The organism is Mesorhizobium qingshengii (assembly GCF_027563465.1).
Classification (GTDB): Bacteria; Pseudomonadota; Alphaproteobacteria; order Rhizobiales; family Rhizobiaceae; genus Mesorhizobium; species Mesorhizobium qingshengii_A.
On the sequence record NZ_JAPFQA010000002.1, the window covers coordinates 529,293 to 555,020 of the forward strand.

Below are 25,728 nucleotides of genomic sequence, written 5' to 3' on the forward strand. Positions count from 1 at the left end.
GCCCCTTCTCCCCGTCACTATACGGGGAGAAGTGCCCGGCAGGGCGATGAGGGGCGGCGCCGACATCGACAGTGGTCCGCCCCCAAAAGGATTGTCTAGGACTCGATCCACACCTTCTCGAAGTGCTGCTCGAGCGCCTGGTGCTGTTCGCAGCCTTCGACGCCCTTGCGGTAGGTGCGGAAGACCGAGCGCCAGTAGGGCTGGATGATGATGCCGGCGTCGCGCAGGTTCTGCTCGATTTTCGCCATGATCTCCTTGCGCGCCTTGGCGTCGGGCACGGCCACCGCCTTGTCGAGCAGGTCGTCGAACTCCTTGTTGGCGTAGGCGCTCTCGTTCCAGGCGGCGCCCGACTTGTAGGCGAGCGCCAGCACCTGGACGCCGAGCGGGCGGCCGAGCCATTCGGTGCAGGAGAAGGGGTATTTGCTCCAGTCGTTCCAGAAGGTGGCGGCCGGCAGCACGGTGCGCTTGATCTTCAGCCCGGCCTCGCGCATCTGCGCGGCAATGGCGTCGCCGGTGCTCTTTTGCCATTCCACATCGACGGAGATGAGGTCGAATTCGTGGTCGGCCTTGCCGGCCTCGGCAAGCAGCTTCCTCGATGCGTCCGCGTCGCGCTTGGCCGGGCCGATATCGGCATATTCGGGGTGCATGGGGCCGACATGGTGGTTGTCGGCGGGCTTGCCCCTGCCGTCGAGGCCGAGCTTCAGCACGGCGGCATTGTCGACGGCAAGCTGGGCGGCGCGGCGCACCTTGACGTCGTCATAGGGCGCGTTGCCGACATTGAAGCGGGCGACGATGGTCGAGCCGGTGGCGATCTCGGAATTGATCAGCCCCATCTTGCCGGTCTGCGAGACGGCGTCGGAGGCGGTCTCGTGATCGGTGTCGATCTCGCCGGATTCGAAGGCCGACAGCATGGCATTGGGGTCGGAGCCGTAATCGACCCATTTGATGCCGTCGAGCCAGAATTCGCCCTTCCACCACGGTCTGTCCTTGCGCTTGACCTCGGCGCCGGTCTCGGCATCCCAGCTGACCAGCTCGCATGGGCCGGTGGTGATCGCCAGCGCCTTCTTCGGGTCAGCCTCGCCGTCATAGGAGCGGTGCATGATCAGCGCCGGATAGTCGGCCATGCCGGCGATCAGCGAAATGTCGGGTTTCGGCAGATTGAGCCTGATGGTGAAGTCGTCGACCTTCTCGATGCCGCCATCGACCACCTTCTTGGTGTCGGCATTGACCAGCGCGCCCATGCGCGCGGCGACCGAATTGCCGGCGACGCCGGCCTCGCACCAGCGGGTGAGGTTGTGGATGACGTCGTCGGCGTTGAAGGCATCGCCGTTCGACCAGGTGATGCCCTTGCGCACATGAAGGGTGAGGGTCCTGGCGTCGTCGCTGGCTTCCCAGCTTTCGAGCAGCCAGGGCTCGAAGGAGAAGTCGGTGTTCCAGCGCACCAGATATTCGTTGCAGTGGCGCGCGACATTCGACATCTCGACGCCGTCGAAGGTGCGCGGGTCCTTGAAGCCCTTGACGTTCATGGCGACGCGCAAGGTGCCGCCGCGCTTGGGCTCGGCGGCGCGGGCAGGGGTGGCGCCGAGGCCGCCCAGCGCCAGCGCGCCGGCGGCGCTGACGCCGAGGCCGGCCATCAGAGCCAGATATTCGCGGCGGCTGATGCCGCCCTGCCTGAAATCGTCGGCGACGGGCCTGGCTTTCGGGTGCAGTTTCCGGTCGGTCAGCATGAACTTCATCGTCGTTCCCTCTTGTTGGTGCATGCCGCCCAAAAGTGCGCAGCGGTTTTGGGACAACGGCATGCACGAAGAAAGTCTCGCCCCGGCCAATCGACGCCTGCAAGGGCGGACACGACCGCCGGGGGCGCCATTGCCTGAGGCGATGATAGGGCGGGGTGATGGTGCGGAGTGTTCGGTTTTCCGCAGTTCTTGTGCGGTGCTCCGCAAGGGGGCTCCAGCTTGGGTTCCTCGCCCCACGAAAGTGGGGAGAGGTGGCTCGGCGAAGCCGAGACGGAGAGGGGGTCGCCCTACGAAGGCCCCCTCTCCGGCCGCTTCGCGGCCACCTCTCCCCCGCTTCGCGGGGGCGAGGAACCCAAGTCTTGAAAGGTCAATACGGCCACTCGCCCTTACCCAGCGCCGCGACCGCCGCCACGATCCGCGCGAAAGCCTCCGCTGCCGCCGGCACCGTAGCGCGGGCGCGCAGGAAGCTGTGCACGAGGCGGGGCTGCTCGTGCCACCATGCCTTGCCGCCGGCGGCAACGATGCGGTCGCGATAGGTCTCGCCGTCCGACGACAGCGGGTCGCATTCGGTCGTGACGATCACCGTTGGCGGCAGGGCGGAGAAATCGGTGTCGCGCAAAGGCGCGAAGGTCGGGTCGTCCGGCGACTGCCGCTTGGCCGAGCGGATGTCGCGGCAGAAGGCGATGTCGCCGACGGAGAGCAGCGGCGCTTCGGCGTGCTCGCCATAGGAGCCGGCGGCCTCATCGCCGCCGAGTTCGGGATAGATCAGCACCTGGCCGATCGCGGCGCGGGGATGATGGCGGGCCGCCTGCGCCACCGCCGCGGCGAGGTTGCCGCCGGCGCTTTCGCCGCACAGCACGAGCGGCAGGCCGGTGGCCGCCGCCGCCCACTCGAAGGCGGCCAGCGCGTCGTCGAAGGCGGCGGGGTGGAGATGTTCCGGCGCCAGCCGGTAGTCGACCGACAGCACGTCGAAACCGGTGCCGGCGCAGAGCTCGGCGCAGATGTCGTCATGGCTGTCGAGGTTGCCGAGAATGAAGCCGCCGCCGTGGTAGTAGACCACCATCGCCGGCGCCGCCTTGCCGGCGCGCTGGTAGCGGCGGACCGGGATGCCGTGATCCGAGGCGGCGATCAGGCCGTCGCTGGCCTTGACCCCGGGCGGTCGGCCCTGGTGGAAGGCCCGGCACATGCTGTCATAGACTTCGCGCTGCCTGTCGATCGGCAGGCCGGTGATCTCGGGCGGACACCAGGCGTCGACCGCGTCGATATAGGCCCATAGAGCGGGGTCGAGCCGGGTTTCGTATTTGCCGCGAGTCTTGCTTCCGGCCGTCATAGATCGGCGTAAAGCGCGGCCGCGTTGCCGAAGGTGAAGCGCAGCGGCACCGAGCCTTCGACCTGCCAGGCGGTGACGGTCTCGCCGGCCAGCAGCCGGCAGGCGCCGTCGGTGTCGGTGACGGCACCGCCATAGAGCCGGTTGGCGAGGTTGAGGATGCCGGTCTGGTGCATGGCCGCGCTGCCGCTGCCGCAGGCATCCTTGACCAGCAGCACGCGAAAGCCTTTGGCCACCGCGTCCTTGACCGACGCGTCGATGCAGGCCTCGGTCCACACACCGGCGACGACCAGCCATTCGATGCCGCGCGCCTTGAGTTCATCGGCCGCCGGACCGGTGCGGAAAGCACTGGCCTCGGCCTTGACCAGCAGCGCCTCGCCCCTGGCGGGCGCCACCTCATGGCAGATCTGCGTCAACGGATCGCTCTTGTCGGAGAAGGCCGACTTGCCATCGGCACCGACGGGATGAAAGGGCCGGTGCTGCTTGTCGAGATCGACGATGTAGGCCCAGTGACAGAGCGGCACATGGTTTTGCCGCGCCGCCGCCTGCAGGCGCTGGACATTGCCGAGGATGCCGGGAAAGCCCTCGACGAGGTAGCGCTTGTCCTGCCGGTGCTCTTCCTGCAGGTCGATGAAGATAGCGGCCACCGTGCCACGCTTGATGGAGATGGGGGACTTCATGCTGCGCCTTCGTCATCCCAGGGCAAAGCAGGAGCGAAGCTCCGTCGCGGAGACCCTGGGATCCATGCCGCGAGCTTAGCCGAGGAATGCAGCGGTACAAGATCCTGCACCGCCGCAACGCCGAGATGTAACGGCATGGATCCCAGGGTCTCCGCGTCGCTGCGCTCCTTGCTTCGCCCTGGGATGACGAAGCGATGGGAGGCTGCGCCGGTTGACAAGGGTCGTGCAAAGACCATCAAACCTGCGTCTCCAGAAACTCATCCTCATAAGGAAACCGCGACAGGAGTTCGATACCCGTCTCGGTGATCAGGATCTCGTCCTCCAGCTTGACGCCCTCGCGACCGCCCTTCTCGCCGATATAGCTTTCCACGCTCACCACCATGCCTGGCACGATATGGCCGTCGCGGCCATAGGTCTCGTAATCCATGGCGTGGGCGATGAACGGCGTCTCGCCATGCATGCCGACGCCGTGCATCACCGAGGTGTAGCGCTGGTCGACGAAACGGTCCGGAATCTTCCAGGCCTTCTCGGCGATCTCGCGGAACGCCATGCCGGGCTTGACGATCGAAATGTTGTGCTGAACCTGGTCGTGCGCCATGCGGTAGAGCGACTTCTGGTAGGGTGTCGGCTTGCCCGGCCCGCAGCGGAAGGTGCGCGAGAAATCCGAGTAATAGCCGTAGCAGCCGATCGTGTCGGTATCGAGCGCCAGCAATTCGCCGGGCCGGATCTTGCGGCCGCTGGCCTCGTTGAACCAGGGATTGGTACGCTGGCCGGAGGTCAAGAGCCGCGTCTCGATGAACTCGCCGCCCTGGCGGATGACCTCGCCATACATGATGGCGAACAGGTCGTTTTCGGAGACACCGGGCTTGATCGCCTCGCGCACCGCGTAGACGGCGGCCTCGGCGCCGGCCATCGACACCTGCAGGCATTTGACCTCTTCCGGCGTCTTGACCGCGCGCACCGCCAGGATCTCGCCCTGGCAGTCGCGGACTTCGCAGCCACGCTTTTCCAGAGCCAGCGCCTGCAGATGGCTGCAGCGGTCGAGCCCGAGCTTCATCGAGCCGCCGCCATGCTGCTTCAGAAGGTCGGCCATCTCGCCGGCGAAAGGACCGGCGGTCTCGTCGTCACGGCCGGAGACCGACGACCAGACCAGCTTGGACGGACGCGCCTCGTCGATCGTGTCGAGCACCATCGAGACATGGTAGCTCTGCGGGTATTCGAACAGCACGATCGGCCCTTCGGTCGGGATAAAGAAATAACGGGTCGAATTGCGCAGGAAATAGCCGAACATGTTGCGCGAGCCGGTGGCGTAGCGCTGGTTGTAGGGGTCGAACAGCACGACGCCGCCATAGCCCGCCTCGCGCATCCAGCCGCGCAGCTTGGCCAGCCGGCCCTTGCGCAAGGCGTCGGTATCGATGAAGGACGGCTCGGTGTCGGACAGCCACATGCCGCCGGCCGGATCGGCCGCGGCGGGGTGGCGCATGCGGTCCTTGAAGTCCACATCCTGCGTGCTGTCGGGGTCGAATACGACGATGCTCATGGGTGCCTAGCCTTGGGTCGGTTGCAAGTCCAGACCATGGCGCAGGAGGAGCCGAAGCATTGTGCGGAAAACCGCGTGTGTTGTGCGGGATGCCGCTGGGCTACACATGGCGCCGCCCCTCACCCAGCCTCCGCTTCGCTCGGCTGACCTCTCCCCGAGGGGAGAGGAGATTGCCAGCGCAGGCGCCAGTCTCTTCTCCCCAGCGGGGAGAAGGTGGCCGCGTAGCGGCCGGATGAGGGGGACCCTCATAGAGCGCCGCGCCTAATGCCGTCGCGCCAGTTTCGGCGGGTGGCCATGCTCCTCGCGAAAGGCGCGGGCAAAGCTCGACATCGAGGCAAAGCCGCAGGCCAGCGCCACGTCGCGCACGGCGAGCGTCGAATGCGCCAGCAGGTCGGCGGCACGTTTCAGCCGCAGGCGCCGGTAGTAGCCATTGGGCGAAATGGCGAGTTCGGAGCGAAAGGAGCGCTCAAGCTTGTCGGATGAGACGCCGAGCCGGGCGGTCAACTCGGCCATGCCCAGCCGCTCCTCGACAGCGTCCTCCATGATGGCGATGGCCGACAGCACCAACTCGTTCTGGACGCCGGTGCGCAGCCGCAGCGGCATCAGCTTGCGGTCGACGCTGGAACGCAGCGGGCTGTGCACGAACCATTCGGCGACGCCGGCGGCGAGCTCGGCGCCATAGTCGCTGGTGATGATCTCCAGCATCATGTCGAGGCTGCCGACGCCGCCGGCCGAGGTGAAACGCTTGCGGTCGATGACATAGAGGTCGCGCCTGAGCTCGATGTTGGGGAACGCCTCGGTAAAGGCGGCCTGGCTGGTCCAGTGCAGCGTGCAGGCATGGCCGTCGAGCAGGCCGGCCCGCGCGAGGAAGAACGCCGCGTCCGCCACCGCGCCGATATGGGCGCCATTGCGCAGGCTTCTACGGATCCAGCTCGCCGCGCCCTCGGCGACGAGATGATCGGCATCGCCGCCCGAGCAGACGACGATGCGGTCGACCTTGGGCGCATCCTCGGCATAGAAGCCCGGCTGGATGACGACGCCGTTCGAGGCCTCGACCGGACCCTGGGTCGCCCCGACGATGATCCAGCGATAGCATTGCCGCTTCGCCAGGACATTGGCGGCGCGCAGCGGCTCGATGACCGAGCTGAACGCCATCATCGGAAAGCCGGGGAACACCAGCACCGCGAAGGTGAGCGGCTCGGTGGGTTTTGGGGGGTCGCGCATGGCCATGGCGCTACAATTCGGGCGAATGGCGCGCTAGGTCAATCGGGCTGATACCTATCACTAACGACAGCGCCGCCCCTCATCCGCCTGCCGGCACCTTCTCCCCGTATAGTGACGGGGAGAAAGGAAGCTGTGGCGCCCTCGGCGCCTTTCTCGCAACGTTGGCAGTTGGCGAAATCATCGGTGCCAGGATCTTCTCCCCGTCACTATACGGGGAGAAATGCCCGGCAGGGCAATGAGGGGCGGTGCCAACATCGACAGTTGCCTTCGACCAACGGGGCGGGCTCTTCTATCCCCCCAGCGCCTGATCCAGATCCGCGATCAGATCATCGCCATCCTCGATGCCGGCCGACAGCCGCACCAGCGAATCGGAGATGCCGATCTCGGCGCGCTTCTCGGCCGGGATGGAGCCATGCGTCATCAACGCCGGATGTTCGATCAGGCTCTCCACCCCGCCGAGGCTTTCGGCCAGCGTGAACAGCTGCGTGCGTTCGAGGAAGCGTTTCGTTCCGGCGAGGTCGCGGTCGAGCACGGCGGTGATCATGCCGCCGAAGGCATGCATCTGCTGGACGGCGATGGCGTGCTGCGGGTGGCTGGCGAGGCCGGGATAGATCACGCGGCGCACGTCCTTGCGGCCTTCCAGCCATTGCGCGATCTTCAGGCCGTTGGCGGAATGCCGCTCCATCCTGAGCGCCAAGGTTTTCAAACCACGCAGCGCCAGGAAACTGTCGAACGGGCCCGATATGGCGCCGATGGCGTTCTGCAGGAATTTCAGCTGGGCGGCGAGATCCTTGTTGTCGCCGACCACGGCGACGCCGCCGACCATGTCGGAATGGCCGTTGAGGTATTTGGTCGTCGAGTGGACGACGATGTCGATGCCGAGCTCCAGCGGCCGCTGCAGGTAGGGGCTGCAAAACGTGTTGTCGGCGACCGTGAGCACACCCTTGCGCCTGGCCAGCGCGGCGACGCCTTCGAGGTCGACGATGCGCAGCAGCGGGTTGGTCGGCGTTTCGACCCAGAGCAGTTTCGTCTCCGGGCGGATCGCGGCCTCTACCGCCGCAAGATCGGTGAAGTCGACGAACGAGACCTGCAGGTTGGCCGAGCGCTTGCGCACCCGTTCCATCAGCCGGAAGGAGCCGCCATAGATGTCGTCGGTGGCGACGATATGGGCGCCGGAATCAAGCAGCTCGAGCACGGTGGCGATCGACGCCAGGCCCGACGCGAAGGCGAAGGCGGCCGAGCCGCTTTCGAGGTCGGCCACGGCACGCTCGAAGGCAAAGCGGGTCGGGTTCTGGCTGCGGGCATATTCGAAACCCTTGTGCACGCCGGGCGACTGCTGGCCGTAGGTCGAGGTGGCATAGATCGGCACCATCACCGCGCCGGTCAAAGGGTCATGGCTCTGGCCGCCATGGATGGTGCGCGTCGAGAAAGCCAGGCGGTTCTTGCCTGACGATGATGGGCCGGATGGCGGTGCGTTGCTGGTCATCGTGCGCGCCTCAGATGGTTGATCAGGTCGATGCGGGTTATCAGGCCGACGAACTCGTCGCCGTCGAAGATGATGGCGACCTCGTTGCGGTCGAACACCGGCAGCAGCGCGTCCAGCGTCTGGCTGGCCTGCAGCGTGTGCAGATTGGAGGTCATGGCCGTGCGCACCGGCCCGTTGAAGCGCTCCCAGCGGCCGTCATAGGGACCGTCGACCTTGGCCAGGATATCGCTTTCGTCGACGATGCCGACCAGCTTGCCATTGTCGAGCACCGGCAGCTGCGAAACATCGGAGCGGCGCATGCGGCCATAGGCATTGAGCAGGCTTTCGTCGGGGCCGACATAGACGGTGTCGCCGGTGCGGTGCGTGCGCATGACGAGGTCGCGCAGATCGCCATGCTGTTCGTGCTCGGCCAGCCCCTGCTCGGCCAGCCAGAAATCGTCGAACACCTTCGACAGATATTTGTTGCCGCTGTCGCAGACGAAGGTGACGACGCGCTTTGGCACGGTCTGTTCGCGGCAATAGCGCAAGGCGGCCGACAGCAGCGTGCCGGACGACGAGCCAGCGAGGATGCCTTCCTTCGACAGGAGATCGCGGACCGCCAGCATGCTCTGCTTGTCTGATATGGAATAGGCCTTCCTGACCAGCGACAGGTCGGCATTGGGCGGCACGAAATCCTCGCCAATGCCTTCCACCGTCCAGCTGCCGGCCTCTTCCATCTTGCCGGTCTTGATCAACGGCGCCAGCACCGAGCCGACCGGATCGGCCAGCACCATCTCGGTCTTCGGCGACACCCTGGCGAAGTAGCGGCCAAGCCCGGTCAGCGTGCCGCCGGAGCCGACGCCGACGACCACCGCATCGACATCGCCGTCGAGCTGGGCGAAGATTTCGGGGCCGGTGGTGGTCTCGTGCGCCAGCGGATTGGCCGGATTGGCGAACTGGTTGGCATAGAAGGCGCCGGGCACTTCTGCCGCGATCTTCTCGGCCATGTCCTGGTAATATTCGGGGTGGCCCTTGCCGACATCGGAGCGCGTCATGCGCACCTCGGCGCCGAGCGCGCGCAGGTGCTGGATCTTCTCGCGCGACATCTTGTCGGGCACGACCAGCACGATGCGGTAACCCTTGGGAATGCCGACCTGGGCGAGGCCGAGGCCGGTGTTGCCCGCGGTCGCCTCGACGATGGTGCCGCCGGGCCTGAGCTTGCCCTCTCTCTCGGCGGCGGCGATCATCGACAGCGCGATGCGGTCCTTGATCGAGCCGCCGGGGTTCTGGCTCTCGAGCTTGATGAACAGCCGGCACTTGCCGGTGTCGAACCTGGTCAGCTCGACCACCGGCGTCTGGCCGATCAGGTCGAGAACCGACTTATAGGGCGGACGCAGGCGGGACGACGCGCTCTCGGGTGCGGCGATCTTGTGCTCGCTCATATCGATGCTCCATGGTCAAGCGACCGCCTCGGGTCGCATGATGCCGAAAAGTGTGAGCGGTTTTCGGACGACATCATGCTCTATCTATTTGATTTAGAGCCGGATTCAGATTTCGGGTCGCTTCGACCTGAAATCATCCGGCTCTGGGCGGCAGCGTATCCTCTTTTCCAGTCCTTTACAGTCGGAAAGAAGATAGATCGTACCAATCAACCGGGCAGATGCGGAATGAAATTCCGGTTTGCCGGCATGAATGGCTTCAACCCAGCAGCCGCTTGCTCAGCCTGGCGCATTGAACGCGGATGTCGGGAATGGCGTCGATCTCGAAGAAGGTACCGCGCGTCAACGGGCCGACCGCCAGGATCTTGGCCGAGGCGGTCCCGTCGCCGGCGATGATCTCGCAATTGGCTGACACATCGAGGCCGATGCGCAGCGGATCCGGCCGCGCCAGGCCGCGATCGACCAGCGAGCGCACCACGCTGTTCGACGAGGTCGAGATGTCCCTGACGATGCCTGAGCAATCATAGATGCGGGCGACGTCGAATGCCTCGAGGCGCTGCGTGCGGCGCGACTGGACCTCCACGGTGAACCCGTCAGCCGCGGTGATGCCGACGACACGCCCGGCGACCAGGCGGATGCGGCCGGACTGCACGGCCTCGGTCACGCGGGCGTAGACTTCGGGCGCCATGCGATGGCGGTGGATGTCCCACCAGGCCTTGGTGTGCTCGACGAAGCGTCGCTTGGCCGAGGATGGCCAGTTCTGCCAGATCTTCTGGTTGAACGGCCGCAGGCCGTCGACGACGTCGCGCCAGTCGATGCCGGCCTTCTGGTTCTCCCTGATCAGGTCGCGGAACCAGCCGACGAAATAGGAAAGCTGGGTGCCGAGCGGAATGTCGGCGACATCGAGCTTGATCGGATTGCCCTTGCGGTGCGGCGAGGGCAGCAGGCCGCGCCGGGACACCGCGATGATGTCGCCGCGATGGCCACGCTGCTCCAGGGAAAGGAATGCATCGACCATGCTGAGACCAGTGCCCAGCACCGTGACGCGGCTGTCGGGGGGCAGCGCCGTGTCGGCCTCCGAGCCCATCCTGATCGCGTGCCCTTGCGCCGGCTCCTCGTCGTGGCCGGTGGCCAGCACGGCGAGATGGGCGACGACGCTGGTGCCGTTGGCGAGAGCGACCTCGACGCCCGATGCGGTGGGCGTGATGGAAAGGCTCTCCTCGCGGATCAGGCGAAGCCGCCCCGTCGCCTGTTCGCGAACCTCGAGATCGTCCAGCAACTCGCCGAGATAGCGGGCGTAGACGCTGCGCGGCGCATAGACCGGCGCCTGTTCCGGGGTGGCCAGGCCGCGCTCCAGCAGCCAGCGCCAGAAATTGCCGGGATCGTCGGCATAGGCGCTCATGCCGGCCGCGCTGACATTGAGAACATGCGCCGAGAGCAGCGTCGAATAGGCGATGCCCTGGCCGAAATGCGGCCGCTTCTCGATCAGCGTGACGCGCAGATCGGGATTGGGCGATTTCAGGAGATGCGCGGCCAGCACGACGCCGCTGGCGCCGCCGCCGACAATGATGATGGAGTTCGCGCGCCCGGTCATGCGCAGGACCGCCCTGTGCGAAGCGCCGGCCTCAGGCCGGGATTTTCACCAGGACCGAAGGGGCGTCGATGCCGCTCGCGGCCGCAAGGTCGTCGATGTCCCGCGCGACCAGCAGGTCGTCGATGACGATATCGCGCATTTCGGCGAGGCTGCGCTGATCGAGCACCTCGGCGATCGCCTGCCGGACCTCGAGCATCAGATGTCGGACTTGGCATGTCGCCTCGTTGCAGTCTTCACAGCGCTGGTACTGGGTGCGGCTGGCGCAAGGGATCGGCGCCAGCGGCCCGTCGAGGACGCGCACGACGTGGCCGACCTTGATCTCGTCTGCGGGCCGGGCCAGGCGATAGCCGCCATCCTTGCCCTTGCGGCTCTGGACGAAGCCGGCATTGCGCAGCTCGCCCAGGATGGCGTCGAGGAATTTCTTCGGGATGTTGTTGCCCGTCGCGATGTCGTTGACGAAAGCGAGCTGGCCGGCCGGCAATTGCGCGAGGTGCACAAGCGCCTTGAGGCCGTACTTGCCCTTTTTTGTGAGCATGAAATCAAAATTTCTCTGTCATGCGACGGCGTGAAACCATCGGCGCCAAAACACCCGGCGCTCCGGGAATTCGCCGCGACCAGGCTGTCATCATAGATAAATTCTAGTGACATGATCTACAAGCCAAGAAACGTTGATTTTGTTTCGTTTTCAAGCCGCCGCGGCCAATTCGACACATCTCCGTGGCGTTGGCGGCACGAGGCGCCGCGGCGCGCGCCGCTCACGCCGCACCGCAGCGGCGTCACCATCGGCCAGATCGAGGCCGGAGGCGACCGGGAATGCGCCGAGACGTTGTGTCCCGCGGGCGGGTCGGGGGTTGCCGGCCATGAGGTGGTTCATCGTCGTTCTCAACTCCCTAATGTCGATAAGAATACTATACTTAATGCCGAACACATGGAATCTCATTCCAATTCACCGGATTTTTTCAGCAGAAATTTGCTGAATTGGTGGCTTGCGTAGAAAGTTCGGGGCGACAGGATGGCGTTTCGCTCGTGCTCGCCGGCGCCGCACCGCACCTGCGCGCCGCACCCTGCCTGTTGCCGAAAGGGCGACAAAGGGGCTTTCAGCCGTCAAATCCGTTTTGCGGGCCTTTGGCAGATGACTTTTTTCCAACAAACCGACTTCGGCTAGAAGGATTTAACTCTACAACAACGATAGAATTAGCTGACTATCATGGGGCAATCCGGTTTTCTCTGTTTTCATGGAGCCCTGAATGTCCATCATTTCGCGACGCATCCTTCTCCTGTCGTCCGCGGCACTCGCGGGTGCCGCCTTCCTTGGCCCGGTCGAGGCGCAGGATCTCAAGATCACCATCGGCTACCAGACGGTGGTCGAGCCCTCGAAAGTGCCACAGGCCGATGGCGCCTATGAAAAGGCGACCAAGGCGGCCATTGACTGGCGCAAGTTCGATTCCGGCGCCGATGTCATCGCCGCGGTCGCCTCCGGCTCGGTCGACATCGGCTATGTCGGTTCGAGCCCGCTGGCGGCGGCGGCCAGCCGCGAGCTTCCGATCCAGACCATCTTCGTCGTCGGTTTGATCGGCGAATCCGAGGCGCTGGTCGCCCGCAACGGCGCCGGCATCGAGAAGGTCGCCGACCTCGCCGGCAAGAAGGTGGCCGTGCCGTTCGTCTCGACGACGCATTACAGCCTGCTCGCGGCGCTGAAGCATGAAGGCGTCGATCCGAAGTCTGTCGAGATCCTCAATCTCAGGCCCCCGGAAATCGCGGCGGCCTTCGCGCGTGGCGACATCGACGCGGCCTATGTCTGGGATCCGGCGCTCGGCCAGATCAAGACTGGCGGAAAGGTCGTGCTGGATTCCTCGCAGGTCGCAGCCTGGGGCGCGCCGACCTTCGACGCCTGGATCGTGCGCGCCGACTTCGCCGAAAAGAACCCGGAAGCGGTGCGCGACTTCGTCAAGGTGACCGGCGCTGCCTATGCCGAATTCCTGGCCAAGCCGGACGCCTGGTCGGTGTCGTCGCCACAGGCCGAGAAAATCGCCAGGATCACCGGCGCCAAGCTGGAGGAAGTGCCGCAGCTCTTGAAGGGCTATGTCTTCCCGACGCTGGAAGAACAGGCCTCGGACAAGTTCCTTGGCGGCGGCACGGTCAAGGCGATCGAAGCGGCATCCGCCTTCCTCAAGGAGCAAGGCAAGATCGACGCGGTGCTGCCGGATTATTCGAAATACGTGACATCGAAATACGTCACCGAAGCGCTGGCTTCGAACTGACGCTCGTCTTCACGCAATTCCCAAGGGAAAGCGCTGTGCGCTTTTCCCGGGAAAACCGTTTCACACTTTTCCTGGAATTGCTCGGAACACGCGCGGATCTTCTTCCCTGACGCCGCGTGCCGCCCGCCCCGGAACCGTCGACGAGGAGCGATTTCGGGGCAGGCGGATTTGAACCAACCTCCCGTGAGGGCCCATGCCGCATCTCGTGCTCGACCGAATCTCGATCCACTATGACGGCCAGGCAGCACCTGCCGTCGAGCGGGTGTCGATCGATGTCGCCAAGGGTGACTTCGTCGTCCTTGTCGGCCGTTCCGGCTGCGGCAAGACCTCGCTGCTCAATGTCGCCGCCGGCCTGGTCACGCCGGCGCGCGGCAGTGCCGCGATCAACGGCAGGCCGATCACCGCGCCGGGTTCGGACCGGGCGGTGGTGTTCCAGAACGATGCGCTGTTTCCCTGGCTGACGGCGCGCGAGAACGTTGCCTTTGCCCTGCGGCTGCGCGGCGTCAGGCCGGCCGAGCGAGCACGCCGCGCCGATGAACTGCTGGCGCTGGTCAAGCTCACTGACGCCGGCGACAAGCGCATCTGGGAGCTTTCCGGCGGCATGCGCCAGCGCGTCGGCCTGGCCCGTGCGCTCGCCGCCGAACCTGAATTCCTGCTGCTCGACGAACCGCTCGGCGCGCTCGACGCGCTGACGCGCGAACGCATGCAGACAACGCTGCTCGATCTGTGGACGGCAAGCCATGTCGGCGTGCTGATGGTCACCCACGGCATCGAGGAGGCCCTGGTGCTCGCCACCCGCATCGTCGTCCTGGCTCCCGCACCCGGCCGCGTCGTGCGGACCATCGAGCCCGGCTTCAGCCGGCGTTACGCGTCAGGTGAAGCCATTCGCGCGATCAAGGCCGACCCGGCCTTCGCGGCGGCGCGCGGCGACCTGACCGATGCCATCTTCGAAGGAGAAGCGGCATGACCGTCACCTCCTACACGGAACGGCCGACCCAGAAGGTCGACGAGGCCGACGGCCTGTCGGTGCCGTGGTCGCGGCCGCGTCCGAACCGCAGCCGGGTTTCGGCACGCGCGGTCAGCGCGGTCACCATTCTGGTGGTGCTGGCGGTATGGGCGCTGTCGGCTCGCCTGCAACTGGTGTCGCCGGTGTTCCTGCCCTCGCCGGTGGCCGTGTGGAACAAATTCATCGTGGTCGCCCGGGATGGCTTCGTCGACGCGACGCTGCCGCAGCATGTCGTCGCCAGCCTGGGCCGCGTGTTCGCGGCGCTGGTCGCGGCCATCCTCGTCGGCGTGCCGGTCGGGCTGGCGATCGGCATCAGCACCGTCGGGCGCGGCATCTTCGATCCGCTGCTGGAATTCCTGCGGCCGATCCCGCCGCTAGCCTATCTGCCGCTGGTCATCATCTGGTTCGGCATCGGCGAGCCGTCGAAGATCCTGGTGATCGCCATCGCCATGCTGGCGCCGGTGGCGCTGTCGACCGCTTCGGGCGTTCGTGGTGTTTCGCAAGAACGCATCGACGCGGCGCGTTCGCTTGGAGCAACGAAGCGCCAAGTGGTCCGCCACGTCATCCTGCCCAGCGCGCTGCCCGCGATCCTGACCGGCTTGCGCATCGCGCTCGGCGCCGGCTGGTCGACGCTGGTCGCGGCCGAGCTGGTTGCGGCGACGCGCGGGCTTGGCTTCATGATCCAGTCGGCCGCCCAGTTCCTCGTCACCGACGTGGTGGTGATGGGCATATTGGTGATCGCGGCCATCGCCTTCGTGCTCGAATTCACCATCCGCCGGATCGAGTGCGTGCTCGTTCCGTGGGCGGGACGCGAATGACCCCAAGAGGATCGACATCCATGGCCCACCCAGCCCCGGCATTGTTCGCTTTCCTGGCAACCCGGCTTCGCCTGATCCGGGACAAACAGCTCGACGACGCCGAACCCGGATCGCCGGCGCCGGTCCGCTGGGACGCCGAGCGCGACCGCCTGCCACCACGCGACGAGAGCTTTTACTGGGCCTGGCAGTACTGGTCGCAGTGAGGGGGCGGCTCGACTTTGCGACAGCCCCGGCACCTCGTCATCCCAAGGGCGTAGCAAGGAGCGAAGCGACGAAGCGCAGGCCCTGGGATGACGAATGCCGGGTTGCCGCAGAAGATATTTCCACATCGCGACGTCAACTCGCAAAATCATTCCTCTACTAAATTTATAGAACTACCTAGCCTGACCCATCTTCCAACCGGCGAGGACATTTCCCGACGCCGATCGGCATTGAAGGAGTGGGATCATGTTCAATCTGACGAGACGCGTTTTCGGCATCGGTCTGCTGGCGGCAAGCGTTGCCGTATCATTCGGCGCCGCGGCTCAGGAACTGAAGCAGTTCAGCATCGGTTATCAGAAGACCGGCCTGCCGGTGATCGCCAGGCAGCAGCAGGTTCTCGAAAAGGCGCTGGGCGAAAAGGGCGTGACGGTAAAGTGGGTCGAGTTCACCGCCGGGCCGCCACTGGTGGAGGCGCTCAATGTCGGTGCCATCGACGCCGGCTGGACCGGCGACGCCCCGCCGATCTTCGGCCAGTCGGCCGGCGCCAACATCGTCTATGCGGCAGCCCTGCCGTCCAACGGCGACGGCGAGGCGATCTTCGTCAAGCCGGCCTCGCCGATCCAGTCGGTCGCCGACCTCAAGGGCAAGCGCGTCGGCGTCGGCAAGGGCACCAGTGCGCATAACCTTCTTGTGGCGGCCTTGGAAAAGGCAGGCGTTCCCTTCGACCAGATCACGCCGGTCTATCTCAGCCCGGCCGATGCGGCCGCCGCTTTCGCCAGCGACCAGATCGACGCCTGGACCGTCTGGGATCCGTTCTTCGCCATCGCCGAAACCCGCTACCAGCCGCGCGTGCTGGCGCGCTCCAGCGAGGTGCTCAAGGTCAACACCTATTTCCTCGCCAACAAGGATTTCGCCAAGGCGCATCCTGAAGTCGTCACCACGACGATCGCCGCACTTGGCGAGGCGGCGAAATGGGCGGACCAGAACCGCGACAAGGTGGCCGCCGCGCTGCATGAGGTGACCGGGGTGCCGCTCGACGCGCAGACGATCGCCGCCAACCGCACCAGGTTCGGCATCTTTCCGATCACCGACGAGATCATCGCCGGCCAGCAGGCGACCGCCGACCGCTTCTACAAGCTCGGCCTGATTCCCAACGCGGTCCGCATTTCCGACGCGGTGTGGACCGCACCGGGCAATTGATTTTTTCGCTGGCGGCGCCGGGTCGAGAACGCCCGGCGCCGTTGCCGTTTCCGTCCACATCTCCAGGAGGGCTTTCATGACCACGCCAGCCGACACCGCGCCACTCGATTTCTTCTGGTTCATCCCGACGCATGGCGACGGTTCCTATCTCGGCTCCGAGGAGCAGCAGCGGCCACCGGAGTTCGGCTATTTCAAAGAGATCGCGCAGGCGGTCGACCGGCTCGGTTTTCCCGGCGTGCTGCTGCCGACCGGGCAGAACTGCGAGGATTCCTGGATCACCGCGACGGGCCTCGCCACGCTGACCGAGAAACTCAAGTTCCTTGTGGCGCTCAGGCCCGGCGTGACGCTGCCGACTTTCGCCGCGCGCCAGACCGCCGCGCTCGACCGGCTGAGCAATGGCCGCCTGCTGCTCAACGTCGTGGTCGGCGGCAACCCGACCGAACTCGCCGGCGACGGCATCTTCCTGCCGCATGACGAGCGCTATGCCCAGGCGCATGAATTCCTGACCATCTGGCGCGGGCTGGTTTCCGGCGAGCGCGTCAATTTCGACGGCAAATATTACCGCGTCGAGAATGGCCGCCTCGACCTGCTGCCGCTGCAAGAGCGGCCACCGCTCTATTTCGGCGGATCGTCCGATGCCGGGCAGGATCTCGCCGCCGATCTCGTCGACATGTACCTGACCTGGGGCGAACCGCCGCGCCAAGTCGCCGAAAAGCTCGCCTCGGCACGCAGGAAGGCGGCGCTGCGCGGCCGCAAGCTGCGTTTCGGCATCAGGCTGCATTTCATCGTTCGCGAGACCGAGGACGAAGCCTGGCGCGCCGCCGACCGGCTGATCAGCCACGTCACCGATGCCCAGATCGAGAACGCGCAGGCGCGCTTCCTTAACCAGATGGACTCGGTCGGCCAGCGCCGCATGGCCGAGCTGCATGGCGGCCGCCGCGACAGGCTGGTTGTGTCGCCCAATCTGTGGGCCGGCGTCGGACTGGTGCGCGGCGGCGCCGGGACGGCGCTGGTCGGCACGCCGGAGCAGATCACCGAGCGCATCCGCGAATACCAGGCGATCGGCATCGACACCATCGTCGGCTCCGGCTATCCGCATCTGGAGGAAGCCTACCGCGTCGCCGAGCTTCTGTTTCCGAAGCTCGGGCTGGGCACCAGGCGGCTGAAAGCCCGCGAAGACATCGCCAACGAATTCTCGGTCGGCTTCCACGGCGCCGCCCGCCTGCAGGCCTCTTCATGAGCTTTTCCACGCGCCTGCACAGGGAGGGCATCGGTTGGGCGCTGCCGGTGCTGGTGATTGCAGGATGGGAGGCGGCTTCCCGCGCGGGCGTCATGCCGGCCAACGTGCTGCCGGCGCCAAGTGCCGTCGCCGAGGCCTTCTGGCGGCTGACGCTGTCGGGCGAACTGATCCGCAACATCGGCGTCAGCACGGCGCGCGCGCTTGCCGGCTTCGCCATCGGCGGCTCGATCGGCTTTGCGCTTGGCCTCGCCAACGGGCTGTCGCGGCTCAGCCGTGGCCTGACCGACACCACGCTGCAGATGATCCGCAACATCCCGCATCTGGCGCTGATCCCGCTCGTCATCCTGTGGTTCGGCATCGACGAGGAAGCCAAACTGTTCCTGGTGGCGCTCGGCGTGTTCTTTCCGATCTACGTCAACACGCTGCTCGGCATCCAGAGCGTCGACCCGCAGCTGGTCGAGATGGGCCGCGTCTACGGCATGGACCGGCGCGCGCTGTTCTTTCGCGTCATCCTGCCCGGCGCGCTGCCGGCGATCTTTGTCGGCCTGCGCTATGCCCTGGGCATCATGTGGCTGACGCTGATCGTCGCCGAGACCATCTCGGCCAGTTCCGGCCTCGGCTACATGGCCATGCAGGCGCGCGAATTCCTGCTGATCGATGTCGTCGTGCTGTCGATCCTGATCTACGCGCTGCTCGGCAAGCTCGCCGACAGTCTCGCCCGCCTGCTCGAGCGGTTGTCGCTTGGCTGGCATCCCGCCTTCCAGAACGCTTGAGGGTTTCGATGCCCGCCGCCAGTCTCGCCGCCGTCCGCTCGTTTGTCGCCACGCCACCGGCGCTGCCTGCGGAGCAATTCATCGAAAGACCGCGCGCCTTTGCCTTCAAGGGCGTGGGCAAGAATTTTGGCGACAAGGTCGTTCTCGACGGCATCGATCTGGAGGTTCCGGTCGGGCAGTTCGTCGCCGTCATCGGCAAGAGCGGCTGCGGCAAGAGCACGCTGTTGCGGCTCTTGGCCGGGCTCGACCGACCGACGGCGGGATCGCTGACATTCCGGGCCGAAGAAAAGCGCGGCGGGGAAGAACAAGACCACAGCCGCACGCGCTTCATGTTCCAGGAGCCGCGTCTGCTGCCCTGGGCCAGCGTGGTGAAAAATGTCGAGGTCGGGCTGACCGGCATCGCTTCCGGCACGGACGCAAGGCAACGCGCGCTCGATATGCTCGCCGAGGTTGGCCTCGCCGATCGTGCCGACGAATGGCCCTCGGTGCTGTCCGGCGGCCAGAAGCAGCGTGTGGCGCTGGCCCGCGCGCTGGTCGGCCACCCGCGGATCCTGGCGCTCGACGAGCCGCTGGGCGCGCTCGACGCGCTGACCCGCATCGAGATGCAGCAATTGCTGGAGCGCATCTGGCTTGCCCAGAAATTCACCGCCGTGCTGGTCACGCACGACGTCGCCGAAGCGGTTGCGCTGGCCGACCGGGTGGTGGTGATCAGCGCCGGCAAGATCGCACTTGATCTGGATGTGCCGGTGCAACGGCCGCGCCGGCGCGGTTCCGCCGAGCTTGCCCGTCTCGAAGGCACCATTCTGGACCGGCTGTTCGGTTAGAGGGCAGGCACAACGCCAGATCTGTCGGCAGGACAAACGGCACGCGAAGGATCGCCGGCACTCGCTTTGCAACGCGGGCTCACCCCGCGAACAGTTCACCCCACACCAGCCCGGCGAGGCGGCTCCTGACCGTCAGGCCGGTTGAACCGAAGCCACTTTGCCGTCGGTATCGACGATGCAACTCGTTGGTTTTCCCGCGACGTTGAGCTCGACCTGGAAGCTCTTGGAATCGAGCTTGCGCGAACTGGTCGGCAACGCCTTGCTGCTATCGACCCCGCTCGCCTTCGCCGCCGCACCGGCGCAAAGAAGCTGGAGATCGGCAGGTGCGGTTTCGACCGTGGTCCTCGACATCTGGTCGGGTGTCGGGGCGCTCTGGCATGCCCCGAGAACCACTGCGATGACAATCGAGCCTGATCCGTGCATGGTCCAGTGGCTCATCCGGAACTGCCTGCGGGTCACCATAGCCATAGTCCTGTCCCCATTGTCGAATTATACGCCCGTCCTCGATCAGACGCCCTTGTGTCAGACGCCCTTGTAGAGGGCAGCTCCTTGCATCAGCACGATGACCTTCGCCCCGACCTTGATGCGGGAATGCAGGTCGATGATGTCGCCATTGTTCATGCGGATGCAGCCGGAAGATACGTCCAGACCGATCGTCCACGGTTCGGGTGTGCCGTGGATTCGGTAGATCGTGTCGTGGCCGCCTTCATAGAGGTAGAGTGCCCGCGCGCCGAGCGGATTGTCGGGACCCCCGGGCATGCCGTTGGCCCAGGGCCGGGCCTTTGGGTCCCGGGCGACCATTTCGGCAGGCGGCGTCCAGGTCGGCCACTCCGCGGTGCGGCCGACCTTGACGATGCCTGCCCAGCCGAAGCCGTCCCGGCCTACCCCGATGCCATAGCGGATCGCCTGCTGGCCCGGCTGAACGAGATAGAGGAAATGCTGGTTGCCATCGATGATGATGGTGCCGGGTTGCTCCGCGGTCCGGAACTTGACCACCTGCGGCCGGAAGGATTCCGGCACCTGCTTGTGAAGCTTGTAATACTGGTAGGCCTTGGTGCGGTTGTAGTCCGTCCACTGCCGCGTCTTGGGATCGTAGACCTGCGTTCCTGCGGCAAGGGACGCGGCCGTGGAAAAAACCAGCCCCAGTGCCAGCACAACCGCGAGGCTTGCCGCATGCCCCTTCGCCTGTTCTCCCTTGCCGAACCTTGTCCTCGAGAGGCTGGTCATGGCTTGGCCCACCCTTCGACGCGCGCCTCGTTCCTGGCCACCCATTGCTCGGCATAGGCATAGGGCGGCTGCCGCTCGACCTGGAGCGCATAGCTCATGTCGATCGCCTCCTCCGGCTTGAAGTCGACGTGCTCCAGGAAGCGAACCACCTCCGGATGTTTCTTACGCAGCGAAGTCGCGTAGGCTATGTGGTAATGGGCCGTATCCCAGCCAACGGCGGCGTTCGACTTCGAAAGCCAAAGCGGGTCCTCCGTCGGCAGGACGATCTTCCATTTGGCGGCATCGTATGGCGGTTCAGTCAGGCGGACGATGTCGTGCAATTTGAAAACCACATGCGGCGAGTAGCAAGCGAAGACCATAGGTCGATCCGCCGCCTCCGCCGCATCGACAGCCGCCATGCCCACATCTTCAGGCATCTCGAGCAGCGACAGGTTTTTGGCGTAGCCGTAGCTGTTGGCACGGATGCGCTCGATTGTGGTCGAAGACCATGTCTCGGCGCCGATCCACATCTCGCCTTTGCCGTCCCCGTCCGTGTCGAGCGCCTCGGTCTTCTTCGGATCACTGAGGTCGGAAATGTCCTTGAAGCCGTATTTGTCGGCCGCTGTCCTGTTGGCGCAGATGCCTTGCCAGGCCGGAACGCCGATCGGGCTGATCGCGACCGTAGCCGCATCGGTGACATACTTCTTGACGAGGGTGTCGAGGTTCGGCAGCCAGACTTCCGGATGGATGTCGACCTGGCCGGAGTCGAGGCCGGCGAATGCGATCATGGTGCCCATCTCCACCACATCCGCATCGAGCCCGAATTCCTTCTTGAGGCTCACCTTCAGGATGTTGGCCGTAGCCTGGCCCGACGACCAGTTCGGCATCGCAATAACAAGATCGGCAGCCTTGGTGCGTATATCGCCGAGCACAATCGCCGAGGCAACCACCGCCACTTTCAATGCCAGTTTCACCAGGTCGGCCATCAGGTGATCCTCTTCACGTGCTCCTTTAGAATTCTGCTGAAGACAGCGATGCGTCCGTGCAATATATATATGCGTTCTGCTTAATATATGCGTGCTAAACAGGATAAGTATCCTCTTTTAGCGCAACTAAATCAAGATCGAACAGCTCAACGCACCCCCTCTGGCGGGAGCATAATCCGCTTCGCGGCGGAGGCATCTGCGATCTGTGCCAAGATCGTGCAACGCACGGCGAATTCGAAGATAATACCCCTCTAGCCTGCTCTCGCGGACCTGCTTCCAACGGTATCGGATCAAGGGGCGCCAAACAGTTGGCTTGGTGACTTGCCAAGCCCCGCCAAGGATGTTCACCGTCAGCCTGGCGGTTCCCTGCGCCGAGTCGCATGTTCAAACCGGCATCCAGTCCAGATATTTTTCCTTTGGGAATGCTGGCCTTGGGCGGGACTGTATTCGATGTGTCAGTTGCGCCCGCGGTTCGCCCACACCAGCCCAGCCAGGCCGATCAGCATGGTGACGAGGCCGACATAGAGCCATTGCGACTGGCCGGTCATGAAGCTGCCGCCAACAACGCCGATGCCTTGCAGCGACCACAGCGCGCCGATGGCAAGAACGATCAAAGCCAGAAGATTTTTGGTCAGTCTCACTGTCCGATATCCCTTCCCAAGTCGATCCGTTGCGGTGTCATTTCGGCGATGAATGAGCCAAAGGAAGCGGCTCGCCCATGCCGACTTCTACTTGGATATCAACGTTCAATCTTGTCAAACAAATCTCGGATATCGGCACGAAGATCATGATGAATTGATCATCGGGCACCGGAATATCCCTGACAGACTGTTACCCGTTGACTCCAAACGTGTGCCTTCGCCACGGAACCGCCAGATGCTTGCCGCATTTCCCGCCTTATTCACTACCTAACGGCTGGGGTCTGTCAAAAACGGAGTCCCCAAATATGAAGAACACAAAACAGACCGCGCTTGTCGCGGTAACGATTGCTGCTGGCCTGATGGTCGGCGCCTCCGCCACTTCGGCAGCCGCCGCCGCCGGCCAGTGCGGCCGCGCCTCCTGGTACGCCCTGCATTCCAGAACCGCTTCGGGCGAACGGATGAACCCTTCCGCGCTGACCGCCGCCCACCGCACTTTGCCATTCGGCACCAAGCTTCGGGTGACCAACCAGAACAACGGCCGCAGCGTCATCGTGCGCATCAACGATCGCGGCCCGTTCATCAAGGGGCGCGTGCTCGACCTGTCGAAGGGTGCCGCCGGTCAGCTCGGCTTCATCGGCTCCGGCCACACCGCCGTCTGCATGGCGCGCGTCTGATGTCCCATGTGTCCGGCGCGAAGGTCGGACACATTTCTTACACACTTCGCAACGCACATTGAGCCGGCTGCGCCGTTCGAGGCGGTTTTTCAACGCTTTGGACGAAAGAACCATTGGTCACGCGACGTGACGTATTGCATCGCAACAATTAGTTGTTAACCTCGCAGCGAGATATCTAAGGCTCGGCGCTGCTCGTCGTCCCTTCGGTCGGCGGCAGCAGCGGGGTTCTCGATGTTCTACCAGCTCTATGAAATGAACCACGCCGCCATGCAGCCCGCGCGCCTCTACGCCGACGCGGTGCGGATGTTCTACGCCAATCCGCTCAATCCGTTTTCCCATACGCCCTGGGGCCGTTCGATCGCGGCCACCGCCGAATTGTTCGAGCGTACGACGCGCCGCTACGGCAAGCCGACGTTCGGCCTCGACAAGACGGTGGTCGACTGGAAGAGCGTCGAGGTCACCGAAAAGACCGTCTGGTCGCGGCCGTTCTGCAATCTCGTCCGCTTCGAACGCGCAGTGCCCGCCGGGCGCCGGCCGGATCCGAAGCTTTTGATCGTGGCGCCGATGTCCGGCCACTACGCGACGCTGCTGCGCGGCACGGCCGAGGCGATGCTGCCCCATGCCGACGTGCATATCACCGACTGGGTCGATGCCCGCATGGTGCCGCTGGCCGACGGCAGTTTCGATCTCGACGACTATATCGACTACATCATCGACATGCTGCACACGCTCGGGCCCGACACGCATGTGATGGCTGTGTGCCAGCCTTCCGTGCCGGTGCTTGCCGCCGTCGCGCTGATGGAAACGCGCGGCGACCCCTTCGTTCCCTCGACGATGACCTTGATGGGCGGACCGATCGACACCCGCCGCAACCCGACCGCGGTGAACCTTTTGGCCGAGGAAAAGGGCATCGACTGGTTCCGCGACAACGTCATCATGAACGCGCCCTGGCCGGTGCCTGGTTTCGGCCGCGAGGTCTATCCGGGCTTCCTGCAGCTTTCCGGCTTCATGAGCATGAACCTCGACCGCCACATCATCGCCCACAAGGACTTCTTCATGCACCTGGTGAAGCATGATGGCGACAATGCCGAGAAGCACCGTGATTTCTACGACGAATACCTGGCGGTGATGGATCTGACGGCGGAGTTCTACCTGCAGACCGTCGACACCGTCTTCGTGCGCCATGCCTTGCCGAAGGGCGAGATGACGCATCGCGGCACCAGGATCGACCCGTCTGACATCCGCAATGTCGCCCTGTTCACGGTCGAGGGCGAGAACGACGACATTTCCGGCATTGGCCAGACCAGGGCGGCGCATGATTTGTGCCCCAACATCCCCGCCGACAGGCACGCCCACTACATGCAGCCGGCGGTCGGCCACTACGGCGTGTTCAACGGCTCGCGCTTCCGCTCCGAAATCGTGCCGCGCATCGTCGACTTCATCACCAGCTATGGCCGACAGAACCGCGTTGCGGTGAAACCGAAGCTGGTCCGCACCGCCAAAAAATAATTCCCAAGGGCCTGAGCCAAGGGTGCGCGGCGGTTCGGGACAATGGCTGCATAACACAAAAGGCTTAAAACGCGGCGACTGACGCGGTTCCAGCGCGATGCGTTTTAAGTACGACGGCGATAGTCCGGGCCAATTGGCCGCCAGAATGAGGGGGGCGGCCGATTCTGTTGCACAATAGACGCTGTCCTGCCCCTCGGGTAACCATGCCGGCAATCCGCCCGTCGTCGTAATTGACACGGACTGTCAATCGCCCTTAACCTTTCGTTAATAACAAAGGGCGAGCGGGGACAATGACTTCCTCACCAATGGCACGAAGGCTGCGCTTGTGCGTGTTAGCCGGGCTGGCAGCAACGGGAGGCTGGGTGGCACCGGCTTTGGCGGCTGGAGCAATGGCGACCGGGGGGCTGACCTCGCAGCCGATTGGCCACTATGATTTCTGCAAGCTCAATCCGGGCGAATGCTCGATCCGCCCGACCAACCTCGCGCCCACCCCGATGACCGACGGGCTGATGCGCAAGCTGATCAGCGTCACCGCCAAGGTCAACGCCGCCGTCAAGCCGATGAGCGACATGGAAATCTACGGCAAGGACGAGGTCTGGGCCTATCCCGACAAGGGCTTGGGCGACTGCGAAGACTACGTGCTGGAAAAGCGGCGCGAGCTTTCGCGCATGAGCATCTCGCTTGCCGATCTGCTGATCACCGTGGTGCGCAAGCCCGACGGCGAGGGCCACGCGGTGCTGACGGTGCGCACCGACAAGGGCGACTACGTGCTCGACAATCTGACCGACAAGGTCAAGCCGTGGGACCAGACCGGTTATCGCTTCCTCAAGCGGCAGGCGATCGACAACACCGGCCGCTGGGTCTCGATCCGGGGCGGCCAGCAGGTGCTGGTCGGCGCCGTCCAGTAGCGGACTGGACGCTCCGCCCGAGAACGCAATGACGATCTCCTGATCCAAGGCGGTGGCAGCTGTCTCAGCCGCGCATCGCGCCATCTTCCGATAAATTTCGCGCCTCTCCATGAACCATTTCCGTTCGCCCGGCGACACACAGCCGTGGACGACAGAAACCCAACCATGGAGACTTCAGATGACTGCTTTTCTGCGAAATGCCCTTCTCGCCGCCGCTGCGGTGTCGGCCCTGACCGGATCCGCTCTGGCTGACCAGACTGTCACGAGCTGCGCCAAGACCACGCTCAATGATCTGTGGAGCGGCCGCTGCTGCAGCGCAGCCGGCGCATCGGATTGCCTGGGCGGTGGTAACGGTGGACGCGACCATCACGACAATGGCGGCCCGAGCACCAATGGCGGCGGAAACAATGGCGGCGCGGCCGGCAAGCCCTGATCCGTCACGACTGAGCGCCGGCGGCTCTTCGGGTGAAGGGAGC

At 64.8% G+C, this 25,728-nt stretch carries 26 protein-coding genes; 13 read left to right on the plus strand and 13 right to left on the minus strand.

What is annotated here, in order from left to right:
• Positions 1-95: 95 nt before the first annotated feature.
• The 9 genes from OOJ09_RS07155 to OOJ09_RS07195 all read right to left on the minus strand — a co-directional run bounded on the left by OOJ09_RS07155 (position 96) and on the right by OOJ09_RS07195 (position 11,540).
• Positions 96-1,736 carry an ABC transporter substrate-binding protein gene (locus OOJ09_RS07155; protein ID WP_269904515.1) on the minus strand — a complete coding sequence of 547 codons (1,641 nt, stop codon included), beginning with the start codon at positions 1,734-1,736 and terminating at the stop codon, positions 96-98.
• A 367-nt stretch (positions 1,737-2,103) separates the two neighbouring features.
• Positions 2,104-3,066 (minus strand): alpha/beta hydrolase fold domain-containing protein, encoded by a 963-nt coding sequence (locus OOJ09_RS07160; RefSeq protein ID WP_269904516.1) that lies wholly within the window; start codon positions 3,064-3,066, stop codon positions 2,104-2,106.
• A complete protein-coding gene (locus tag OOJ09_RS07165; RefSeq protein ID WP_269904517.1) occupies positions 3,063-3,743 on the minus strand; it encodes an isochorismatase family protein in 681 nt (226 codons plus the stop codon). The genes OOJ09_RS07160 and OOJ09_RS07165 overlap by 4 nt, the downstream gene beginning before the upstream one ends.
• 235 nt (positions 3,744-3,978) lie before the next feature.
• Positions 3,979-5,283 carry a M24 family metallopeptidase gene (locus OOJ09_RS07170; RefSeq protein ID WP_269904518.1) on the minus strand — a complete coding sequence of 435 codons (1,305 nt, stop codon included), beginning with the start codon at positions 5,281-5,283 and terminating at the stop codon, positions 3,979-3,981.
• A 261-nt stretch (positions 5,284-5,544) separates the two neighbouring features.
• Entirely contained in the window at positions 5,545-6,513 is a 969-nt protein-coding gene (locus OOJ09_RS07175; protein ID WP_269904519.1) for a GlxA family transcriptional regulator, read from the minus strand.
• 283 nt (positions 6,514-6,796) lie between these two features.
• On the minus strand, positions 6,797-7,993 hold the full coding sequence (locus OOJ09_RS07180) for a trans-sulfuration enzyme family protein (protein ID WP_269904520.1): 1,197 nt from the start codon (positions 7,991-7,993) through the stop codon (positions 6,797-6,799).
• Positions 7,990-9,414: a pyridoxal-phosphate dependent enzyme gene (locus OOJ09_RS07185; RefSeq protein ID WP_269904521.1), complete on the minus strand. Its 1,425-nt coding sequence runs from the start codon at positions 9,412-9,414 to the stop codon at positions 7,990-7,992. Before OOJ09_RS07185 ends, OOJ09_RS07180 begins: the two co-directional genes overlap by 4 nt.
• 256 nt (positions 9,415-9,670) lie before the next feature.
• Positions 9,671-11,005 (minus strand): FAD/NAD(P)-binding protein, encoded by a 1,335-nt coding sequence (locus tag OOJ09_RS07190; protein WP_269904522.1) that lies wholly within the window; start codon positions 11,003-11,005, stop codon positions 9,671-9,673.
• 31 nt (positions 11,006-11,036) lie between these two features.
• A complete protein-coding gene (locus OOJ09_RS07195; protein WP_269904523.1) occupies positions 11,037-11,540 on the minus strand; it encodes an RrF2 family transcriptional regulator in 504 nt (167 codons plus the stop codon).
• Between the two features lie 111 nt (positions 11,541-11,651).
• Between OOJ09_RS07195 and OOJ09_RS07200 the strand changes: the two genes are divergently transcribed.
• The 9 genes from OOJ09_RS07200 (at position 11,652) to OOJ09_RS07240 (ending at position 19,328) form a co-directional block, all read left to right on the plus strand.
• The gene (locus OOJ09_RS07200) at positions 11,652-11,999 is read left to right on the plus strand and encodes a hypothetical protein (protein ID WP_269904524.1); all 348 of its coding nucleotides are present in this window, start codon (positions 11,652-11,654) and stop codon (positions 11,997-11,999) included.
• Positions 12,000-12,252: 253 nt separating this feature from the next.
• A complete protein-coding gene (gene tauA / locus OOJ09_RS07205) occupies positions 12,253-13,266 on the plus strand; it encodes a taurine ABC transporter substrate-binding protein (RefSeq protein WP_269904525.1) in 1,014 nt (337 codons plus the stop codon).
• Positions 13,267-13,459: 193 nt separating this feature from the next.
• The gene (locus tag OOJ09_RS07210; RefSeq protein ID WP_269904526.1) at positions 13,460-14,233 is read left to right on the plus strand and encodes a taurine ABC transporter ATP-binding protein; all 774 of its coding nucleotides are present in this window, start codon (positions 13,460-13,462) and stop codon (positions 14,231-14,233) included.
• Positions 14,230-15,090 carry an ABC transporter permease subunit gene (locus tag OOJ09_RS07215; RefSeq protein WP_269904527.1) on the plus strand — a complete coding sequence of 287 codons (861 nt, stop codon included), beginning with the start codon at positions 14,230-14,232 and terminating at the stop codon, positions 15,088-15,090. The genes OOJ09_RS07210 and OOJ09_RS07215 overlap by 4 nt, the downstream gene beginning before the upstream one ends.
• Before the next feature lie 20 nt (positions 15,091-15,110).
• Complete coding sequence (locus OOJ09_RS07220) at positions 15,111-15,293, plus strand: hypothetical protein (RefSeq protein WP_269904528.1); 183 nt, start codon at positions 15,111-15,113, stop codon at positions 15,291-15,293.
• 244 nt (positions 15,294-15,537) lie between these two features.
• Positions 15,538-16,491 carry a sulfonate ABC transporter substrate-binding protein gene (locus OOJ09_RS07225; protein ID WP_269904529.1) on the plus strand — a complete coding sequence of 318 codons (954 nt, stop codon included), beginning with the start codon at positions 15,538-15,540 and terminating at the stop codon, positions 16,489-16,491.
• A 76-nt stretch (positions 16,492-16,567) separates the two neighbouring features.
• Positions 16,568-17,731 carry an FMNH2-dependent alkanesulfonate monooxygenase gene (ssuD, locus tag OOJ09_RS07230; RefSeq protein WP_269904530.1) on the plus strand — a complete coding sequence of 388 codons (1,164 nt, stop codon included), beginning with the start codon at positions 16,568-16,570 and terminating at the stop codon, positions 17,729-17,731.
• A complete protein-coding gene (locus OOJ09_RS07235) occupies positions 17,728-18,504 on the plus strand; it encodes an ABC transporter permease subunit (protein ID WP_269904531.1) in 777 nt (258 codons plus the stop codon). The genes ssuD and OOJ09_RS07235 overlap by 4 nt, the downstream gene beginning before the upstream one ends.
• Positions 18,505-18,512: 8 nt before the next feature.
• Positions 18,513-19,328, plus strand: a complete 816-nt coding sequence (locus tag OOJ09_RS07240; protein WP_269904532.1) for an ATP-binding cassette domain-containing protein — start codon at positions 18,513-18,515, stop codon at positions 19,326-19,328.
• A gap of 132 nt (positions 19,329-19,460) precedes the next feature.
• On the opposite strand, the gene OOJ09_RS07245 is transcribed toward OOJ09_RS07240, so the two are convergent.
• The 4 genes from OOJ09_RS07245 to OOJ09_RS07260 form a co-directional block, all read right to left on the minus strand.
• A complete protein-coding gene (locus OOJ09_RS07245; protein ID WP_269904533.1) occupies positions 19,461-19,796 on the minus strand; it encodes a hypothetical protein in 336 nt (111 codons plus the stop codon).
• Between the two features lie 54 nt (positions 19,797-19,850).
• A complete protein-coding gene (locus tag OOJ09_RS07250) occupies positions 19,851-20,555 on the minus strand; it encodes a L,D-transpeptidase (protein ID WP_269904534.1) in 705 nt (234 codons plus the stop codon).
• Positions 20,552-21,520 carry a glycine betaine ABC transporter substrate-binding protein gene (locus OOJ09_RS07255; protein WP_269904535.1) on the minus strand — a complete coding sequence of 323 codons (969 nt, stop codon included), beginning with the start codon at positions 21,518-21,520 and terminating at the stop codon, positions 20,552-20,554. The genes OOJ09_RS07250 and OOJ09_RS07255 overlap by 4 nt, the downstream gene beginning before the upstream one ends.
• 455 nt (positions 21,521-21,975) lie before the next feature.
• Complete coding sequence (locus tag OOJ09_RS07260) at positions 21,976-22,161, minus strand: hypothetical protein (RefSeq protein WP_269904536.1); 186 nt, start codon at positions 22,159-22,161, stop codon at positions 21,976-21,978.
• 305 nt (positions 22,162-22,466) lie between these two features.
• Between OOJ09_RS07260 and OOJ09_RS07265 the strand changes: the two genes are divergently transcribed.
• The 4 genes from OOJ09_RS07265 to OOJ09_RS07280 all read left to right on the plus strand — a co-directional run bounded on the left by OOJ09_RS07265 (position 22,467) and on the right by OOJ09_RS07280 (position 25,685).
• Positions 22,467-22,835 carry a septal ring lytic transglycosylase RlpA family protein gene (locus OOJ09_RS07265; protein WP_269904537.1) on the plus strand — a complete coding sequence of 123 codons (369 nt, stop codon included), beginning with the start codon at positions 22,467-22,469 and terminating at the stop codon, positions 22,833-22,835.
• A 231-nt stretch (positions 22,836-23,066) separates the two neighbouring features.
• Positions 23,067-24,344 (plus strand): polyhydroxyalkanoate depolymerase, encoded by a 1,278-nt coding sequence (locus OOJ09_RS07270; RefSeq protein WP_269904538.1) that lies wholly within the window; start codon positions 23,067-23,069, stop codon positions 24,342-24,344.
• A 290-nt stretch (positions 24,345-24,634) separates the two neighbouring features.
• The gene (locus OOJ09_RS07275) at positions 24,635-25,252 is read left to right on the plus strand and encodes a transglutaminase-like cysteine peptidase (protein WP_269904539.1); all 618 of its coding nucleotides are present in this window, start codon (positions 24,635-24,637) and stop codon (positions 25,250-25,252) included.
• A 178-nt stretch (positions 25,253-25,430) separates the two neighbouring features.
• Positions 25,431-25,685 (plus strand): hypothetical protein, encoded by a 255-nt coding sequence (locus OOJ09_RS07280; protein WP_269904540.1) that lies wholly within the window; start codon positions 25,431-25,433, stop codon positions 25,683-25,685.
• Positions 25,686-25,728: the final 43 nt, after the last annotated feature.